Source organism: Streptomyces sp. NPDC090045, assembly GCF_044747975.1.
Taxonomy (GTDB): domain Bacteria; phylum Actinomycetota; class Actinomycetes; order Streptomycetales; family Streptomycetaceae; genus Streptomyces.
Map to the genome: position 1 here is coordinate 469,288 of NZ_JBIVFA010000002.1, position 17,773 is coordinate 487,060.

General features: G+C 72.2%; 19 protein-coding genes and 1 pseudogene. 9 read left to right on the forward strand and 11 right to left on the reverse strand.

The genetic code is table 11. The features are described 5' to 3' along the window. Positions 1–8: 8 nt before the first annotated feature. On the reverse strand, positions 9–1,088 hold the full coding sequence (locus tag ACIPYQ_RS07160) for a LuxR C-terminal-related transcriptional regulator (protein WP_401247002.1): 1,080 nt from the start codon (positions 1,086–1,088) through the stop codon (positions 9–11). Positions 1,089–1,288: 200 nt separating this feature from the next. Between ACIPYQ_RS07160 and ACIPYQ_RS07165 the strand changes: the two genes are divergently transcribed. After that, positions 1,289–2,533 carry an ATP-grasp domain-containing protein gene (locus tag ACIPYQ_RS07165; protein WP_401247005.1) on the forward strand — a complete coding sequence of 415 codons (1,245 nt, stop codon included), beginning with the start codon at positions 1,289–1,291 and terminating at the stop codon, positions 2,531–2,533. On the opposite strand, the gene ACIPYQ_RS07170 is transcribed toward ACIPYQ_RS07165, so the two are convergent. Together ACIPYQ_RS07170 and ACIPYQ_RS07175 are read right to left on the reverse strand one after the other, a co-directional pair. Further along, positions 2,503–2,871: a cupin domain-containing protein gene (locus ACIPYQ_RS07170; protein WP_401247695.1), complete on the reverse strand. Its 369-nt coding sequence runs from the start codon at positions 2,869–2,871 to the stop codon at positions 2,503–2,505. The genes ACIPYQ_RS07165 and ACIPYQ_RS07170 overlap by 31 nt on opposite strands. A gap of 73 nt (positions 2,872–2,944) precedes the next feature. Further along, a complete protein-coding gene (locus ACIPYQ_RS07175; RefSeq protein ID WP_401247007.1) occupies positions 2,945–3,679 on the reverse strand; it encodes an alpha/beta hydrolase in 735 nt (244 codons plus the stop codon). Positions 3,680–3,793: 114 nt separating this feature from the next. Between ACIPYQ_RS07175 and ACIPYQ_RS07180 the strand changes: the two genes are divergently transcribed. The 3 genes from ACIPYQ_RS07180 (at position 3,794) to ACIPYQ_RS07190 (ending at position 6,247) form a co-directional block, all read left to right on the forward strand. Beyond that, positions 3,794–4,942: an adenosine deaminase gene (locus ACIPYQ_RS07180; RefSeq protein ID WP_361757735.1), complete on the forward strand. Its 1,149-nt coding sequence runs from the start codon at positions 3,794–3,796 to the stop codon at positions 4,940–4,942. 139 nt (positions 4,943–5,081) lie between these two features. Then, positions 5,082–5,345 (forward strand): hypothetical protein, encoded by a 264-nt coding sequence (locus tag ACIPYQ_RS07185; RefSeq protein ID WP_361757732.1) that lies wholly within the window; start codon positions 5,082–5,084, stop codon positions 5,343–5,345. A gap of 146 nt (positions 5,346–5,491) precedes the next feature. After that, positions 5,492–6,247, forward strand: a complete 756-nt coding sequence (locus ACIPYQ_RS07190; protein WP_401247010.1) for a hypothetical protein — start codon at positions 5,492–5,494, stop codon at positions 6,245–6,247. 37 nt (positions 6,248–6,284) lie between these two features. On the opposite strand, the gene ACIPYQ_RS07195 is transcribed toward ACIPYQ_RS07190, so the two are convergent. The 6 genes from ACIPYQ_RS07195 to ACIPYQ_RS07220 form a co-directional block, all read right to left on the reverse strand. Next, positions 6,285–6,485, reverse strand: a complete 201-nt coding sequence (locus tag ACIPYQ_RS07195) for a PspC domain-containing protein (protein ID WP_030027611.1) — start codon at positions 6,483–6,485, stop codon at positions 6,285–6,287. A 56-nt stretch (positions 6,486–6,541) separates the two neighbouring features. Next, positions 6,542–7,120: a VanZ family protein gene (locus ACIPYQ_RS07200; protein ID WP_401247014.1), complete on the reverse strand. Its 579-nt coding sequence runs from the start codon at positions 7,118–7,120 to the stop codon at positions 6,542–6,544. 85 nt (positions 7,121–7,205) lie between these two features. Beyond that, positions 7,206–7,844 (reverse strand): PH domain-containing protein, encoded by a 639-nt coding sequence (locus ACIPYQ_RS07205; protein WP_361757723.1) that lies wholly within the window; start codon positions 7,842–7,844, stop codon positions 7,206–7,208. 25 nt (positions 7,845–7,869) lie between these two features. Continuing rightward, positions 7,870–8,493 (reverse strand): class F sortase, encoded by a 624-nt coding sequence (locus ACIPYQ_RS07210; protein ID WP_362236779.1) that lies wholly within the window; start codon positions 8,491–8,493, stop codon positions 7,870–7,872. An 84-nt stretch (positions 8,494–8,577) separates the two neighbouring features. Then, positions 8,578–9,546, reverse strand: coding sequence for a hypothetical protein (locus ACIPYQ_RS07215; RefSeq protein WP_401247017.1), 969 nt, complete (start codon positions 9,544–9,546; stop codon positions 8,578–8,580). Between the two features lie 355 nt (positions 9,547–9,901). Continuing rightward, entirely contained in the window at positions 9,902–10,858 is a 957-nt protein-coding gene (locus ACIPYQ_RS07220; RefSeq protein ID WP_401247020.1) for a hypothetical protein, read from the reverse strand. A 243-nt stretch (positions 10,859–11,101) separates the two neighbouring features. On the opposite strand from ACIPYQ_RS07220, the gene deoC reads away from it, so the two are divergent. Genes deoC through ACIPYQ_RS07235 form a run of 3 tightly spaced genes read left to right on the forward strand, consistent with a single transcriptional unit; the run spans position 11,102 to position 14,392 of the window. Further along, on the forward strand, positions 11,102–12,064 hold the full coding sequence (gene deoC, locus ACIPYQ_RS07225) for a deoxyribose-phosphate aldolase (protein WP_401247698.1): 963 nt from the start codon (positions 11,102–11,104) through the stop codon (positions 12,062–12,064). 5 nt (positions 12,065–12,069) lie between these two features. Beyond that, positions 12,070–13,506, forward strand: a complete 1,437-nt coding sequence (locus ACIPYQ_RS07230; protein WP_361757711.1) for an aldehyde dehydrogenase family protein — start codon at positions 12,070–12,072, stop codon at positions 13,504–13,506. Further along, positions 13,499–14,392, forward strand: a complete 894-nt coding sequence (locus ACIPYQ_RS07235) for an aldehyde dehydrogenase family protein (RefSeq protein ID WP_401247024.1) — start codon at positions 13,499–13,501, stop codon at positions 14,390–14,392. The genes ACIPYQ_RS07230 and ACIPYQ_RS07235 overlap by 8 nt, the downstream gene beginning before the upstream one ends. A gap of 114 nt (positions 14,393–14,506) precedes the next feature. Here the strand turns inward: ACIPYQ_RS07235 and ACIPYQ_RS07240 are convergent, their stop codons facing one another. After that, entirely contained in the window at positions 14,507–14,860 is a 354-nt protein-coding gene (locus ACIPYQ_RS07240; protein WP_361757705.1) for a hypothetical protein, read from the reverse strand. Positions 14,861–15,030: 170 nt separating this feature from the next. Between ACIPYQ_RS07240 and ACIPYQ_RS07245 the strand changes: the two are divergent. Both ACIPYQ_RS07245 and ACIPYQ_RS07250 read left to right on the forward strand, forming a co-directional pair. Continuing rightward, positions 15,031–16,133 (forward strand): annotated as a pseudogene (locus tag ACIPYQ_RS07245) (RNA-guided endonuclease InsQ/TnpB family protein). 53 nt (positions 16,134–16,186) lie between these two features. After that, the gene (locus tag ACIPYQ_RS07250) at positions 16,187–16,819 is read left to right on the forward strand and encodes a uridine kinase (RefSeq protein WP_401247027.1); all 633 of its coding nucleotides are present in this window, start codon (positions 16,187–16,189) and stop codon (positions 16,817–16,819) included. Between the two features lie 14 nt (positions 16,820–16,833). Here the strand turns inward: ACIPYQ_RS07250 and ACIPYQ_RS07255 are convergent, their stop codons facing one another. After that, positions 16,834–17,730, reverse strand: a complete 897-nt coding sequence (locus ACIPYQ_RS07255; protein WP_401247030.1) for a hypothetical protein — start codon at positions 17,728–17,730, stop codon at positions 16,834–16,836. Between the last annotated feature and the right edge of the window lie 43 nt (positions 17,731–17,773).

Below are 17,773 nucleotides of genomic sequence, written 5' to 3' on the forward strand. Positions count from 1 at the left end.
GGGCCGCGCTAGGCCGTCCCTCCCGGATTCACCGGGGCCGGGGGCGGCGCAGGGGCCGGCGTCGCGGAGAGCAAGTACCCCGCCTGGAAGCGGGACTTGGCGCCCACCGCCCGCATGATCTCCGCGATGTGCCGCTGGCAGGTCCGCTCCGACATGCCGAGGCGGCGCGCGATCACCTTGTCCTCCAGCCCCTCCGACAGCAGCCGCACGATCGTCTGCCGCAGCTCGTCCGAGATCGACCGCGCCGCCTCCGGGCTCACCGAGGTCGGGAACGGCTCCGCCCCCAGCCAGGACCGCTCGAAGGCCGCCGTCATGAAGTGCACGACGCTCGGCTCCCGCACCACCAGCGCCGCCCCGGTCCGGTCCGGCACCGCCATCAGCCCCGTGCGCCCGTCGAAGACCAGCATCCGCATCAGTCCGTCGCCCAGCGTCCGTACCTGCGCGCCCAGGGCCGTCACCCGCTCGACGTACGCCGCCGTCGGCCGCGAGTACCGCGCCGTGTGCTGGTAGATCGTCCGCATCCGGACCCCGCGCGTCAGCAGCGATTCGTCCCGCCCGATCGACTCCTCCAGCGTCTCCAGCGGCCGCCCGCCGCCGGGCTGCGAGGTCAGCAGCTCCCGCTCGCACGAAGCGACCAGTTCGGCGATCAGCCCCCGTACCGCGCCGAGGTCCGTGACCAGCTCCAGGCGGCCCGACCCGCTCAGGTCCCGGTGCGCGGTCCCCGCCTCGTACGCCGGCACCAGCGTCTCCAGCCGCCCCCGCAGCCGGTCCATCTCGTCGTGGGTCTCCCGTACGAGGAGGGCCAGCGGGGCCAGCGCCCGGGCCGCCGCGGCCCGGGGCGCGACCGCGCTCCACCGCTCCGGCCCGCCGCCCGGTGCCCGCTGGAGCAGGTGCGCGGCGGCCAGCTCGGTGATCGCGGCGGCGGCGCGCACGCCCAGGGCCCCGGTGGCCTCGGCCGCGTCGAAGGCGTGCCGCTCGACGGCGTACGCGTACAGCCGCCGGGCCGCGGGACTCAGCTCCCCGGCGGCTCCGGCGGCTCCGGCAGCCCCTCCGGCCGCTCCGCCTGCTCCGGTCTCCTCTGCGGGCATATTCCCATTCGTCCCGTTGTGTGCATGTCTGTAAACCCCTCGTGTTCCCGCAAGGCGGCAAGACGACGCCTGACCCGGCGCGATCGGCATATGCCGAACCGGCACAGTGGTGGCACGGCGTGAGGGGGGAGCGCGGTATGCGGCAGCGGACGGCCTGGGGGCCCCTCCCAGCGGTAGCTGGGGGAGAGGGGCGGGGGCCCGTGGCCGTCCTGCTGAGCCCGCGACCAGCCGTGGTGGCGGCCGCCCGCCGTGCGGGCGCGCACACCGTGGTGGTCGCGCCGGGTCCATCGGTGCCATCCGACCGTGAGGGGGCGGAGCGGCGGGTACGGACGGACTGGCGCGACCACCGTCACCTCGTCGTGGCCATCGGTGGGATGGAGGCCGTCCGGCACGGCCGTGCCGCCGTCTTCGGCTTCGACGCCGCCGGAGCCCTCGCCGCCGCCCGCGCCAACGAGGAGCTGGGCCTGCCCGGCACCCCCACCGGGGCCGTCACCGCCCTCATGGACAAGGCCGCCCTGCGCGCCCGCTCCAATGCCCTGCACCCGCTCCGCCCGGTCTCCTTCGCCCGCTGCGGCCGCGCCGACACGCTCCCCTTCGTCACCGGTCTCATCGGCTACCCGTGCGTCGTCAAGCCCCGGGCGGGCGCCGACGGGGAAGGGGTCCGGCTGGTCCGCGACGAGGCCGAGGCGCGGGCCGCCGCCCACGGCTACCCCGAGGTCACCGACCTCCTCGTCGAGGAGTACCTCGAAGGCCCGGAGCTCACCGTCGAGGCCCATTCCAGGGCGGGCCGCCACCGCATCCTCGGCTGGGCCCGCCGGCTGACCGCCCCCGCCGCCCCGCACCCCGCCGCCACCGGCTTCGCGGCCACCGGCCACGGCCTGCCGGTGGCCCTGGCCCCCCGGACCGGCGAGGCCGTACGGGCCCTCGTACGCGCCGTCCTCGACCTCGCCCGCCACCGCGACGGCCCCTCGCACACCGGCGTCGTCCTCACCCCGCACGGCCCCCGCCTGGTCGAGGCGCACGCCCGCCCCGGCCCCGAGGAGTTCGCGGGGCTGCTGCGGCTCGCCCACGGCATCGACGTGCTCGGCCTCGCGCTCGCCGCCGGGCTCGGCCTGCCCGAACCGGTGCGCGCCCCCCGGCCGCGCGTCGCCCACGCCGGGCTGCGGTACGTGGACTTCCCGCCCGGCCGCCTCGACGGGGTCCGCGCGGCGCTCGCCGCGGCCCGGGCCGTGCCCGGCGTGGCCCGGGTCCAGCTGGAGATCCCGCCGGGCGCCCTGGTCCGCCGCGCCCCGACGGGCGCGCTGCACCACGCGTACGTCCTCGCCACCGGCCCGACGGCGGGCTCGCTGGCCCGCACCCTCGACCGGGCCGCCGGTCTGCTCGGGCAGGGCGCGCCGGGCGGTCTGCGGGGGCCTCAGCCGGAAGGCTTCGCGAAGTTCCCGTAGCCGGTCCAGTCCAGGACGACGCACGGTTCGTCGCCCACGACCCAGGCGTCGTGCCCGGGCGGGATCCGGACGTAGTCGCCCGCCGCGACCTCGATGCGACCGCCGTCGTTCATGACGATCTGCATGCGGCCCTGCACCACGTACCCGGTGTGGTCGGCCTGGCAGCTGTCCGTACCGGCCAGCGGCTTGATGTGCTCGGACCACTTCCAGCCCGGCTCGAAGACGGCGCGCCCGATCAGGCCGCCGTCCGTCTCCACCAGGTCCAGCCGACCCATGCCGTCCTCGAACGGCCGGGTCTCGTCCGCCTTGTCGAAGCTCTTGGACACCAGGCCGGCCATGGTCATCGCCTCCGTCGGAGAAGCCCGAGTCCTTGCTTTCACTCTACGCGCGGGCGCCCCCGGCGCCCTGTCCTCACCTGCGCAGCGACCTGCCGAAACCGGAGGCGAGCGGCATCCGCAGGCCCAGGGGCGGCGGCGCGGCCAGGGCGTCCGTCACCGGCCGCGAGTACCGCCCCGAGAACACCGCGCCGAGTACGAAGTCCACGGCCAGCGCCACCACTTCGGCCTGGTGCTCGCGCAGCCCGTGGCCGTCCGAATGCACTTCGAAGCGGCAGGTCGAACGATTCGCCTTCTTCGCCCGCGCCGCCAGCCGGAAGGAGGTCTCCGGGTCGCTGCGCGCGTCGTTGGTGCCGTGCACGATCAACACCTGTCGTCCCGACAGCTGTTTCACCGGTTCAGGGGAGTCCGGGGCGGCCGCCTCGGCTAAACAAGGGGCCATCGCCAGAACGGAGTTGACGGCAAGGTGCCCCGCGGCGCGCAGCGCGGCCAGACCCCCGGCGCCGTAGCCGGCCAGGCACACCGGCACGTCCCCGTACCGCCGCACCACCTCGTCCGCCGCCCACCCCGCCTGCTCCTCCCGCGAGGACTCCCCGCCGTGGATGACGGTGTGCGTGACCAGCCCGTCGGCCCCGCCCGCCCGGGCCAGCGCCCGCGCGAGCGGACGTAGTGGACCGGGGGAGAATCTGGACGCTCCGGGAAGCAGGAGCACCACCCCGTTGACCGGGCTTTCCGTCGAACCCGAGCCGGTTCTCGCGCCGGCCGCCCGCCCCAGGCGGGCCCCGCGCGCCGGCGGCGCATGCTGTGCCATGGCGGAACAGTCTCAGACCCTGAGGTGTACGCCATCCGTCCGCGCGGTCTCTGTTACATATCGACGCCCGTCGCGGACACCCCGCTCTACGCGCGTAGGAGTTAGAGTGCGCAGATGACGAGCGAGACCCCCAACCTGCCGACCCCGGATCAGATCCGCCGCTCCCCGAAGGTGCTGCTGCACGATCACCTCGACGGTGGACTGCGCCCCGGGACGATCATCGAGCTGGCCCGCGAGGTCGGCTACGAGAACCTCCCCGAGACCGACGCCGACAAGCTCGGCATCTGGTTCCGTGAAGCCGCCGACTCCGGCTCCCTCCCGCGCTACCTGGAGACCTTCGCGCACACCTGCGCGGTCATGCAGACGAAGGCGGCCCTCTTCCGGGTCGCCGCCGAGTGCGCCGAGGACCTGGCCGAGGACGGCGTCGTGTACGCCGAGATCCGCTACGCCCCCGAACAGCACCTGGAAGCCGGCCTGACCCTCGAAGAGGTCGTCGAGGCCGTGAACGACGGCTTCCGCGAGGGCGAGCGCCGCGCGAAGGCCAACGGCCACCGCATCCGGATCGGCGCCCTGCTGACCGCGATGCGCCACGCGGCCCGCGCGCTGGAGATCGCCGAGCTGGCGAACCGCTACCGCGACAACGGCGTGGTCGGCTTCGACATCGCCGGCGCCGAGGCCGGTTTCCCTCCCACTCGCCACCTCGACGCCTTCGAGTACCTCAAGCGCGAGAACAACCACTTCACCATCCACGCGGGCGAGGCCTTCGGCCTGCCGTCGATCTGGCAGGCCCTGCAGTGGTGCGGCGCCGACCGCCTCGGTCACGGCGTGAAGATCATCGACGACATCGAGGTCGCCGAGGACGGTTCGGTCAAGCTGGGCCGCCTGGCCTCGTACGTCCGGGACAAGCGCATCCCCCTGGAGATGTGCCCGACCTCGAACCTGCAGACGGCCGCGGCCGCCTCGTACGCCGAGCACCCGATCGGCCTGCTGCGGAAGCTGCACTTCAGGCTCACGGTCAACACCGACAACCGGCTGATGAGCGGCACCAGCATGAGCCGCGAGTTCGAGCACCTGGTGGACACCTTCGGCTACACGCTGGACGACATGCAGTGGTTCACCGTCAATGCGATGAAGTCCGCGTTCATTCCTTTCGATGAACGACTGGCCATGATCAACGAGGTCATCAAGCCCGGTTATGCGGAGCTGAAGTCGGAGTGGCTGTTCCAGCAGACCGCTTCCACCAGCGGTTCCGTCTCGGCCTAGGCCACGGCATGACGTACTGAAAGCGCCCGGGAGAGGCAATTCCCGGGCGCTTTCTCGTATTTAATGATGTTTGCGGGCGACGGTTTGAAGTGACTAGTTTGCGGAGCCGCTCAATTCCCCGTCGCAAGGAATACCTTTCATGAAGCAGTCAGCCGCCAAGACCCTCGGTGTCGCCGCTCTCGGTGCCGCCCTCGCCGCCGTCGCCGCCGGTACCGCTTCCGCCGCCCCGTCGGCCATCGGCCTCACCGACGCCCTGGGCACCGTCACCGGAGCCGCCCAGGGGCTCACCAGCCAGCAGCAGGTGAAGTCCGGGGAGGGCCAGCAGTCGAGCGACCCGGCCGCCGCGCTCGCCCCCGTCACCGGTCTGCTCGGCGGTCTGCCGACCAGCAACCTCGGTGGCTGATTCGCACCGGGAACCGTAGCCGGATTCGTACGCGTGCACGCGTGGCGCACACCCGAACGAGCAGGTGGGCGCCGCGTTGTGCCGTGTGCCACGATCACCACCAACTGCCCGCCGACGTAAGCGGTTTGAGGTCTTTGGTCATGCGCATGAAGGCACGAGCGACGATGGTCGCGCTGGTCCCCGCCCTGCTCATCGCGGCGGTGGGGTGCAGCAGCGGCACCCCCGCCACGGGCAAGGACCCGGACCCCAAGGGCTCCTCCGGCGCGCCCGGCGCCCCGGCACCGTCCGCCGGCTCGGCGGGAGCACCGGCATCCGCCACGCCGAAGACGGGCGGCACCCGGCTGGACCGCTCCGCGCTGGAACAGGGCGACCTGCCCGGCTACCAGATCTCCGCCCAGGGCAAGAACCCCAATGCCCCGGACGGTCAGCCGCAGGCCGACCGCAAGGCCTGCCAGCCACTGGCCGACATCATGGGCGACAAGCCGGACCCGGCCGCGCGCCAGACCCTCAACCGCGGCGTCGGCTCCCAGAAGCAGATGGGGCTCGCCGTGTCCGCCTCCGTCAGCTCCTACGCCGAGCGCGACGCCAAGGCGCTGATCGCCCGGCTCAAGGCCGCCGTGGCCGCCTGCGGCACGGGCTTCTCCGCCACCGTCGAGAAGCAGACCGGAAGCTACCGGGAGGTGCGGGCCGCCGCCTACCGCACGAGCGGCGACGAGACCGTCAGCTGGACCACGACCGCGGCCGCCCAGGGCGTCTCGGCACCGGTCCACCTGGTCGTCGCACGCGAGGGCGACACCATCGTGCGGCTGATGGCCCTCAACGTGGCGGCGGCCGAGAAGAAGGCCCAGGTACCCCAGGAAGTGGCCGACAAGCAGCTGGAGAAGGTCCGGAAGGCCGGCTGACCAGGCCGGCCCGGCGGTCGCCGACCGCGGCCGCCGGTCACCAGGCGGTGGAGGCGGACTTCTCGTTCGGCAGCAGCACCCACAGCGCGATGTAGACCAGGAACTGCGGGCCGGGCAGCAGGCACGAGACGGCGAAAATGGCGCGCATCGTGTTCGCGGAAATTCCGAAACGCCTGGCCAGTCCGGCGCACACTCCACCGATCCAGCGGCCGTCACGGGGGCGGACAAGGGCGCTCATGGGGTTCTCCTTCGTCAGGATCGCGGTTTCGAAGACCAGCACGGCCTTGCGATGACTCAATACTCCCGCTGGACCGCTGACAGAACGTCGGTCCAGGGACCGAGCCCGACCCTGGAAATCTTCGGGGTGTCCCCCTGATAAGGGGTGTGTGAACGCCGCAGCCGGGCCCGCAGCACCGGTACGACGGCCACGTGCGCGAACAGCACGCCGGCGGTGTTCAGCAGCACCGAATCCACGTCGACGACCTGGCCCGGGACGGCGGTCTGGAGCATCTCGATGCTCAGCGAGACCAGCGCGCCCGCGGCGGCGGTCCGGGCCACGGAGGACCACGCGGACAGCGTCGACAGCGCGAGCCGCCCGTTCACCAGCGGCAGCAGCACCCCCAGCGGGGCCAGCAGGGCCAGGCCCTCGCCGATCCGCCGGGCCGCCTCCAGCGGCCCGTAGGCGAGGTCCGTCCGGATCCCCTCCAGGGGGGTCAGATTGGCGGCCGCGGCCCAGGGCACGTCGAGCGGCCGAAGGGTCAGCCAGCCGACGACCACGAGATGGGCGACGAGCAGGACCCCGGCCAGGAGTCGGAGCCGGAGAGGGATCGCGGTGGCGGTGGCGGCGCTGCCGCCGGCCTCAAGACGCTGCACACCTGCGAGGACGCACCACCCGGTAGGCCCGGTTCCGCCCTGACGGGGGGTGTGGCCGGGAGCACCCGGAGCCGCTCCGCGCAGGTCAGCGCGTGGCGATGAGGACGATCAGCGCCAGCGCACCGACCACGGCCGGCGCGATGATCTCGTACGACCAGTGGACGCGCACGCTGCCCTGGGCACCGGCCCGCTCGGCGCCGCGTTCGGCCATCCGCTGCAGCTCGTCCACGATCCGGTCCGCCGTCGCCCGCATCGGCTCGGCCGGCATCCGGGGCTTCTCGCCGGGGCTCCGCTGCTCCCGGTCCTGGAGCCCCTCGTAGCGCAGCCGCTGCCGGTTCGCCTTCTTCCGCTCGCGCAGCGACACGGGCACCGACCACAGCTGGTACTTCGACCCCTCGGCCAGCACCTCCGCCGAGTAACCGGAGCGCACCGCGTCCACGGCCGCCCAGGGCAGCTCGATGATCCGGAAGGGGTTGCGCACGCGCATCCGGTCGTCGTTGGCGAAGACGGCCGGGCGGATCGTGAACGCCACGATCAGCGGTACGGCGCACAGCGCCACGGCCACCGCGATCCAGGGAGCGTTCCCCGAGCCGCGCAGTACGGCGTCACCGCAGAGCCACACGGTCAGTGCGAGCAGCAGTACCCCCGAGACAACGCCCATGGTGGAGCGGTAGACCCGGTCCTTGTAGACCGGCTCATCGGTCGGCTGCTGCTGGCTGCTCATGGGGTCGATTCTGCCCCACGCCCTCTCAGCCCACGAGATCGGCGTACAGGATGATGTTGTCGGGCCGGTGGCCGTCGGTGATCTCGCCGCCGCAGGTGATGATGCGCAGCTCGGGACGCGTGGTGTCCCCGTACACCTTGGCGGTCGGGAACTTCTTCTTGTCCACCTGCTCCAGCTCGCGGACGCGGAAGACGGCGGTGCTGCCGTCCGCACGGGAGACCGTGATCTCCTCGCCGACGCGCACGCGCGCGACGTCCTTCAGCACGGCCGGGCCGCGCGCGGTGTCGAAGTGGCCGATCAGCACGGCGGGACCGGTCTCGCCGGGGGTGACGCCCTTGGTGTACCAGCCGATCTTGTCCCCGTCGGCCACGGAGGGCACCTCCACGGTGCCGTCGGCGGCCAGCCCGAGCCGCAGCAGCGGCGAGGCGTCCACACCGGCCGCCGGGATCCGTACGCGTACGGGCGCGGAGGCGGGCAGTGGCGCGGCCACCGCGGGGGCCGCGGGGGCGGTGGTCGGCGTGACCGAGGGCGGGGCGGCGGAGGGGGCGGTCGCCCCGGGCGCGGGTGCGCCGGCGGTGGCCGCGCCGCAGCCGGTCAGGGCGGCGGCGAGGAGGACGGCGGCGAGCAGCGGGCGGACGCGGTGGGCCATGGAGGACTCCGGAGACGGCTTTCGGCGGGCCACCGGGTGGGTGGCCCGCCGGAGGAGGGCAGGAGAGCGGGGGACTAGGGCGCGTCAGCCCCGGGTGGCGCGGCGGCGGCGCAGGACCACGCTGGCACCCAGGGCGCCGAAGGCGGCGATCAGGGCGGCGCCGGCCGTCATGGTGGCGGTGGTGCCGTTGTCCGCGGCGGTCTCGACCGGGAGCTCGGCGCCCGCGGCGACCGGTCCCTTCGGGACCACCGAGGTCTGGCCCACGGTCTGCGGCTTCACCGGGGCGGGGGTGGCGGTGGGGGCGGGGGTGGTGGGCTTCGTCACCGGCTTGTCGTCGGTGAACTTGTAGCTCGGCTTGCACCCCTTGGGGAACGCGGGGAACGCGACGCGGCCGATCTGGTCGTTGCCGCCCTGCGTCTTCCACTCGAAGACGGGCTTGGCGCCGCTCGGGTTCACGATCCGGGCGATGATGCCCGCGGACTCGGGCAGGGAGGGGTTGGTGCGGTCCAGCTGGGCGAAGCCGCGGCCGCCGTCGCCGGCCTCGAAGAGCACCACCTTCGGGCCCAGCTCGCTGATGTAGAGCTCGGCCGACATGCCCGCGCCGATCTCCTGTCCCACCGGACCGACCCGGCAGTCCGTGCTGGCCTGGCCCGCGGGCAGCGGGTAGGACTTGGCGGTCCCGTCCGCGGCGGTGACGACGAGCACGGGGTGGGCGCTCGCGGCCTTGGTGAGTTCGAGGTCCAGGCCCTTGGCCTTGTCGTGGGGCTGGGTCCGGTCCAGCTTCGTCACGACGTGGACCATGTAGGTGTCGCCGGGCTTCCAGTCGGTGCCGACCTCCCGGATCCACGCCTCGGGACCCTCCTCCTTGTTGCGCAGCACCGCGACCAGGCCCTCGCCGATGTAGACGGGCTTGCCCTCGTAGCGGCTGTTGTCCGAGGCCGCGGCCGACTGCGGGGCCGTGGCGGGCGCGGCGAACGCGGCGCCGGCAGCCGGGACGAGCATCGCGCCGGCGAGGGCGACGGTGACTATCGAGGTGCGGAGGGCGGTACGCATAACGACTCCTGAGGCGTGGTCGGCAGGAAGGTGGAGGAGAGTCGCATGCCGCGTTGCGTCTGTTTCGGTCTGGTTCACCGGGTCAGGTGTGGCGGGCTGCTGAAGACAAATCTATGGATCTTGTGCGGCCGGACGATCCGCCTCCTGTCATGGCCGTGTAACGGGCGAACGCGTGTCGGAATGGAGGCGCCCATTCCATAGTGGATCCCCCGAAAACGGACCGCCGCCCGCCGGGATCCGCAGGCACACGAAAACAGCCCCGGCGGGCCACCGCGTGGTGGCCCGCCGGGGCGAGAAGTGTGACCGGGGCGAGAGGGGTGCACCCGCCCCGGGAAGGGGTGTGACCGGGGCCGGATCAGCCCTGGGTGCGGGAGCGGCGGCGCAGCAGCACGGCGGCTGCGAAGGCCCCGAGGCCGGCGACGAGGCCGGCCCCGGCGGCGTAGGCGGTGTGGTGGGAGGTGTCGGCCGGGATCTCGGCACCCGCGGCGACTGCGCCCTTGGGCACGACGCTCGTCTGGCCGGAGGTCTGCGCCTGCACCTTCGCCGGGGACGAGGGGGACGGCTTCGGTGCGGGCTTGCCGTCCGACCCCTCCGTGACCTTGTAGTCGAGCTTGCAGCCCTTGGGGAGCGCGGGGAAGTAGGCCTTTCCGGCCGGCACGTCGTTACCGCCCTGGGTCTTCCACTCCAGGAACGGGTGGGCGCCGCTCGGGTTCACGATGCGCACGGAGTGGTCGGAGGGCCCCTGGGGGTGCGTGCGGTCCAGCGTCTGCGACCAGCTGCCGGCCGGGTCGGAGTTGTGCAGGACGGCCTTCGGCCCCTTCGAGGACATGGTCAGGTCGACGAGCAGGCCGCCGCCCGCCTCCACCTGCTGGACCTCCGAGACGCAGGTCGTGGGGGCCTCCGTGGCCTTGGGCAGCGGGTACGGGGTGGTGACGCCGTTCAGGAACACGGTGAGCACCGGCGCGGCCGTGTCCGCCTTGGTGAGGTTGAAGATCACCCCCTGCTTGGACACCTGGGTGTGCGCACGGTCGAGGGTCGCGACGATGCCCGGCCGGGTCTCGCCGTCGATGACGACGCGGACCTCGACGCGCGGCCCCTGAGCCGCGGAGTTGCCCATGTGTGCGACCAGGTTCCCGCCGAGGTCGACCTTCACGACGCCGGAGGCGGTGGCGCCCGTCGCCACGACCCCCTGCTCGGCGACCGGGCCGGCGCCCGGCGTGCCGGACGCGGCGAACGCCGTGCCTGCGGCAGGGGCCAGGAGCGCGCCGGCGAGGGCGGCCGTGACGATGGAGGTGCGGAGGGCGGTACGCATAACGACTCCTGAAGCGTGGATGAGGAGAGTGGAGGAGAGTCGCATGCCGCGTTGCGTCTGGTCGGTCTGGTTCACCGGGTCAGGTGTGGCGGGCTGCTGAAGAGAAAACTACGGATCACGTGCGCGTGGATGATCTTGCTCCTGTCATGGCCGCGTAACAGCAAACGGGGCCCTCGGTTCCGAATGAATCCGAGGGTGGGGGTGACAGGTCGCTACGCGCGTAGATATGCTCATGTGGTGACCATGCCCACCACCCTCACCGCATTCGCTGACGTGACGACGTCCGACAGTGCGCTGCGCCGCTTCCTGCACGGGCTGCCCGGCGTCGACACTGTCGGCCTGGAGGCCCGCGCGGCCTCCCTCGGCACCCGTTCGATCAAGACGACGGCCAAGGCGTACGCCATCGACCTGGCCATCTCGATGATCGACCTGACGACGCTCGAAGGCGCGGACACCCCGGGCAAGGTCCGGGCGCTCTCCGCCAAGGCCGTCAATCCCGATCCGACCGACCGTACGACGCCCATGACCGCCGCGGTCTGCGTCTACCCCGACATGGTGGCCACCGCCAAGGCGGCGCTGAACGGCGCCGACGTCAAGGTCGCCTCCGTCGCCACCGCCTTCCCGGCAGGCCGCGCCGCGCTGCCCGTCAAGCTCGCGGACACCCGCGACGCCGTCGCCGCCGGCGCCGACGAGATCGACATGGTCATCGACCGTGGCGCCTTCCTCGCCGGCCGCTACCTGGAGACGTACGAGCTGATCAGGGCCATCAAGGAGGCCTGCGTCCGCCCCGACGGCACCGCGGCCCGCCTCAAGGTCATCTTCGAGACCGGCGAGCTGTCGACCTACGACAACATCCGCCGCGCCTCCTGGATCGGCATGCTCGCGGGCGCCGACTTCATCAAGACGTCGACCGGCAAGGTGGGCGTCAACGCCACCCCCGCGAACACCCTGCTCATGCTCGAAGCCGTCCGCGACTTCCGGGAGCAGACTGGAATCCAGATCGGCGTGAAGCCGGCCGGCGGCATCCGCACCACCAAGGACGCGATCAAGTTCCTGGTCCTGGTCAACGAGACCGTGGGCGAGGACTGGCTGAGCAACCACTGGTTCCGCTTCGGCGCCTCCAGCCTGCTCAACGACCTGCTGATGCAGCGCCAGAAGCTGAGCACCGGCCGTTACTCCGGTCCCGACTACGTGACGGTGGACTGATCACCATGGCATCTGTATTCGAGTACGCACCGGCTCCCGAGTCCCGCTCGGTCGTCGACATCGCCCCCTCCTACGGGCTCTTCATCGACGGCGAGTTCACCGACGCCGCCGACGGCAAGGTCTTCAAGACCGTCTCGCCGAGCAGCGAAGAGGTCCTGGCCGAGATCGCCCAGGCGGGCGCCGCCGACGTGGACCGTGCCGTCAAGGCCGCCCGCAAGGCCTTCGAGAAGTGGTCCGCGCTGCCGGGCTCCGAGCGCGCCAAGTACCTCTTCCGCATCGCGCGGATCATCCAGGAGCGCAGCCGTGAGCTCGCCGTCCTGGAGACCCTGGACAACGGCAAGCCGATCAAGGAGACCCGCGACGCGGACCTCCCGCTGGTCGCCGCGCACTTCTTCTACTACGCGGGCTGGGCCGACAAGCTCGACCACGCGGGCTACGGCGCCAACCCGCGCCCCCTCGGCGTGGCCGGCCAGGTCATCCCGTGGAACTTCCCGCTCCTGATGCTCGCGTGGAAGATCGCCCCGGCGCTCGCCACCGGCAACACGGTCGTGCTGAAGCCGGCGGAGACGACCCCCCTCTCCGCGCTGTTCTTCGCGGACATCTGCCGCCAGGCGGGCCTGCCCAAGGGCGTCGTCAACATCCTCACCGGCTACGGCGACGCGGGCGCGGCCCTCGTCGAGCACCCGGACGTCAACAAGGTCGCCTTCACCGGCTCGACCGCCGTGGGCAAGAAGATCGCCCGCCACGTCGCCGGCACCGACAAGAAGGTCACCCTGGAGCTGGGCGGCAAGGGCGCCAACATCGTCTTCGACGACGCCCCCATCGACCAGGCCGTCGAGGGCATCGTCAACGGCATCTTCTTCAACCAGGGCCAGGTCTGCTGCGCGGGCTCCCGCCTGCTGGTCCAGGAGTCGATCCACGACGAGCTGCTGGACAGCCTCAAGCGCCGCCTCTCCACCCTGCGCCTGGGCGACCCGCTCGACAAGAACACCGACATCGGCGCGATCAACTCCGCCGAGCAGCTCGCCCGGATCACCGCGCTCGCGGAGACCGGCGAGGCCGAGGGCGCCGAGCGCTGGTCCCCGGCGTGCGAGCTGCCGTCCGCCGGCTACTGGTTCGCCCCGACGCTCTTCACGAACGTCACCCAGGCGCACACCGTCGCCCGCGACGAGATCTTCGGCCCGGTGCTGTCCGTGCTGACCTTCCGCACGCCCGACGAGGCCGTCGCGAAGGCCAACAACAGCCAGTACGGCCTGTCCGCCGGCATCTGGACGGAGAAGGGCAGCCGCATCCTCGCGGTCGCGAACAAGCTCCGCGCGGGCGTCGTCTGGGCCAACACGTTCAACAAGTTCGACCCGACCTCGCCCTTCGGCGGCTACAAGGAGTCGGGCTTCGGCCGCGAGGGCGGCCGCCACGGCCTGGAGGGCTACCTCGATGTCTGAGTCGACCCGTCTGAACGTCTTCAAGACCTACAAGCTGTACGTCGGGGGCAAGTTCCCCCGCTCCGAGAGCGGCCGGGTGTACGAGGTGAGCGACTCCAAGGGCAACTGGCTGGCCAATGCTCCGCTGTCCTCCCGCAAGGACGCGCGTGACGCGGTCGTCGCTGCCCGCAAGGCCTTCGGCGGCTGGTCGGGCGCGACCGCGTACAACCGCGGCCAGATCCTCTACCGCATCGCCGAGATGCTGGAGGGCCGCCGGGAGCAGTTCGTCCGCGAGGTCGGCGAGGCCGAGGGGCTGTCCAAGTCGAAGGCCGGCGCCGTCGTGGACGCGGCCATCGACCGCTGGGTCTGGTACGCGGGCTGGACCGACAAGATCGGCCAGATCGTGGGCGGGGCCAACCCGGTCGCGGGCCCGTTCTTCAACCTCTCCACCCCGGAGCCGACCGGCGTCGTGACCGTGATCGCCCCCCAGGACTCGTCCTTCCTGGGCCTGATCTCGGTGATCGCCCCGGTCATCGCGACCGGCAACACGGCGGTCGTCATCACCTCCGAGAAGTCCCCGTTGCCGGCCCTCTCCCTGGGCGAGGTGCTCGCCACCTCCGACCTGCCCGGCGGCGTGGTCAACATCCTGTCCGGCAAGGCCGCCGAGATGGGCCCGCACCTGGCGTCCCACCAGGACGTCAACGCGATCGACCTGGCCGGGGCCGATGCGGCGCTGGCCAAGGAGCTGGAGATCGCGGCGGCCGACAACCTCAAGCGCGTCCTGCGTCCACAGCCTGTGGACGACTGGACCGCCGACCCGGGCACGTCGCGCATGACGGCGTTCCTGGAGACCAAGACGGTCTGGCACCCGACGGGGTCGCTGGGCTCGGGCGGATCCTCGTACTAGGAGCCCCTCGCGAACCGGCCCCGGCAGCGTCCCTCCCCCAGCTACCGCTGGGAGGTGCCCCCAACGCTGCCGGGGCCTTCCCGTACCCGCCCGCGTACCCGCTTCCCTACGCCTTCACTTCTTCGGCAGGACCGGCCCGAGCAGCGAGGAGACGGCGGCGGTGGGCAGCTCGCCGACGGACGGCCCCTGGGTCAGTACCCCGGTGACCATGCCGGTGCCGACGGCGGGGAAGTCCGCGACCTTGGTGGCCACGCCGTTGTCCAGCGGGTCCACGCCGGTGTGGGCGAGCGGGTTCACCTTGAGGTTCGCCACCGGATCGGTGACCCCGGCGAGAGCCGCCGGCACATCGAGCTCACCGGCCTGAGCACCCCCCGCGGCCATGGCGAGCGCGGCGCCCGCCATGGAAACCGTCAGACCCGCGGAACGGAGCCGGCTGCTTGCGGAGGAGGCTGCTGCGTGGCGTGCCATGGGAGTCCCACCCTGTGGTCGTGGTCGATCGTAGTCATGTGCGCACGCAGCGTAGTGGGGCGGTGCTCCTCGAGACCAGCGGGCAGGTCCCCGGGCCGATGACATCACTCGTTCGTGGAGGCCGCCGGGAATTGGGGCAGGGCGGCGAGCCCGGGCGATACGTTCGCACCATGACGAGACCGACCGATGCCGGGGAGCCTGGGTACGCCAGGTACACCTTCCGGCTCCGTGTGTCGTCTGCCGCACTCGCCGCCCTGTCGGGCGAGTGGGAGCGGTGCGTGCCCGCCACGAGTGGCTGCGCGAGGGTGGCAGCGTGCCGCAGCAGCAGGTCATCCGTGACTTCGCCAAGGCACGTACCAAGGCCTTGAAGGACATCAACGACCGGTTGCCGGTGCGGCAGCGGGCCGGGATGCCTCGCTTCAAGAAGAAGAGCCGGTCCGACCCGACGCTCAACTACACCCGTCGTGGATTCCGCCTGAAGAGCGGCCGTCTTCACCTGGCGGGTGGGGTGTCGCTGACGGTCGTGTGGTCGCGGGAGCTGCCGTCCGACCCGTCCAGTGTCCGCATCCATCGGGACGGCCTCGGCCACTGGTACGCGTCCTTCGTCGTCCAGGTGGAAGTCGAACCGCTCCCCGCGACCGGATCGGTGATCGGGATCGACTGGGGTGTGAAGGAGACCGCGACCACCACGAGCGACCAGTACGACCTTCCGCACGGCGAGTTCGGGAAGAAGGCGGCGGGGAAACTCGTCGGATACCAGCGAATGATGGCCCGCCGGAAGCCCGCGTGCGGCAGGGCCGCCTCGAAGGGCTACCGCGCGGCGAAGCGGCAGGCCGCGAAGGCGCACAAGAAGGTCGCCCGGCAGCGTCAGGACACCGCTCGGAAGTGGGCCAAGCGCGTCGTGACGGACTTCGACCGGATCGCGGTGGAGGACTTCCGGCCGAAGTTCCTCGCCAAGTCCAGCATGGCCAGGAAGGCGGCCGATGCGGCGCTTTCCGCCACCAAGCGCGAATTGATCAACATGGCGCGCAAGCACGGCCGGGATCTGCGGCTCGTGCACCCCGCGTACACCACCATGGACTGCGGACGGTGCGGAGCGAGAGCCAAGCACGCGCTGCCGCTGTCGGAACGCATCTACACCTGCACCGCATGCGGAGCCGTCTCACCACGGGACAAGAATTCCGCGTACGTGATGTTGGTCCGGGCTGGTCTCAACCCGGCTGGCGCCGATCGCGGAAGACCTGACAGCCAGCAGGGCTGCCGGGCTGCGTGAGTCAGGAATCCCCTTTTTGTCTTTTCGCGGGGGAGGATTCAAACTGGTGTCCCGTGAGCTCCTCCTCTCCTTTGCCTACGCGTGTCGTCCTTCTGACCGGACCCTCGGGATCCGGCAAGTCCTCGCTGGCGGCCCGTTCGGGGCTGCCCGTGCTGCGGCTGGACGACTTCTACAAGGAGGGTGACGACCCGACCCTCCCGCTGGTCGAGGGCAGTGCGGACATCGACTGGGACTCCCCGCTGTCCTGGGACGCGGACACCGCCGTGGCGGCGATCGAGGAGCTGTGCGCGGTGGGTCGCACCGAGGTTCCGGTGTACGACATCGCGACCTCCTCGCGGACCGGGGCGGAGGCGCTGGACATCTCGCGCACGCCGCTGTTCATCGCCGAGGGGATCTTCGCGGCGGACATCGTCTCCCGCTGCCAGGAACTGGGGCTGCTCGCGGACGCGATCTGTCTGCGCGGGCGGCCGTCCACCACCTTCCGCCGCCGGCTGGCGCGCGATCTGCGGGAGGGGCGCAAGTCGGTGCTGTTCCTGCTGCGGCGCGGCCTTCGGCTGATGCGGGCGGAGCGGGGCATCGTGGCGCGCCACATCACGCTGGGCGCGCACGCGTGCGGCCGTGACGAGGCCCTCGGACGCCTCGCCGCGGCCGCCGCCGGGCGCCACCGTACGACGACCCCGGCGTAGTCGCCGGGCCTCCGTCACCGGCGTGACCAGCGGTCCGTCAGGGTGGTGAGCGCGGTCGCGGCCCGGTCGAGGCCGTGGTCGTCACCGCGGAGCGTCTTGTTCAGCTCGACGTGAAGGAAGCGGGACTGCCGGTCGGCGGCGTTCCGGCCCTGTTCGTTCTCCCGGCCGGCGAGCTTGCAGCGCGCGGAGTACGCCGTGCAGACCTCCAGGCCGTCGCGCCGCAGCGCGGCGGTCAGCTCTTCCGCGTCCGCCAGGGCGCTGTCTCCGGCTCCCGTGGAGACCACCGCGTCGCGCCCGCGGAACGACTCGTCGGCGAACCCGTGCAGCTGGACCCCCGGCAGGTTCCGCCGCGCCAGCTCCTCCACCACGCCGTGGAAGACCGAGTCCGCGCGGTGTGCCACGTCCGCCGCCCCGTCCTCGCCCGCGTCGCGGTGGGCGCCCGCGAGCACCAGCACCCCGCCGGGTGCGCCGCGCAGCACCCGCGCTCCGAGGAGTTCGGTGCGGGCGTCGGCGACGGGGTGGGGGACCTGGACCGACCAGCGTGCGGGCCGGTCCAGGTCGACGTACACCCGGCCCCAGCCGCGGCCGGTGTGGCCCGATTCACTCACCGCGTCCGCCACTTCGGCGTACCGGCGTCCGTCGGCGCCGTCCGTGACCGTGCGGAGGGTGAAGTCGATCTCGGAGAAGCCGGTCCGCGCCGCTTCCGGATCGCCGTCGAGCAGGTGGGCGAACGCCCTGGTGAACGCGAGTCGTTCCTGGTCCGTGGGGGTGCGGTACCCCCCGTGTTCGCTGAAGCCGGCGGTGAAGCGGGCGATCCGCTGCTCCAGGCCGGGGTCGGCGGAGCGCTGGGGAGCGGGGCCGGCCGGGCGGGCCGGCGGAGCGCTTCCCGCGCTCGCCGCCCGAAGTGCCAAAACGGCACAAAGGGCGATGAAGGCGCCGCACAGAACCGCAATC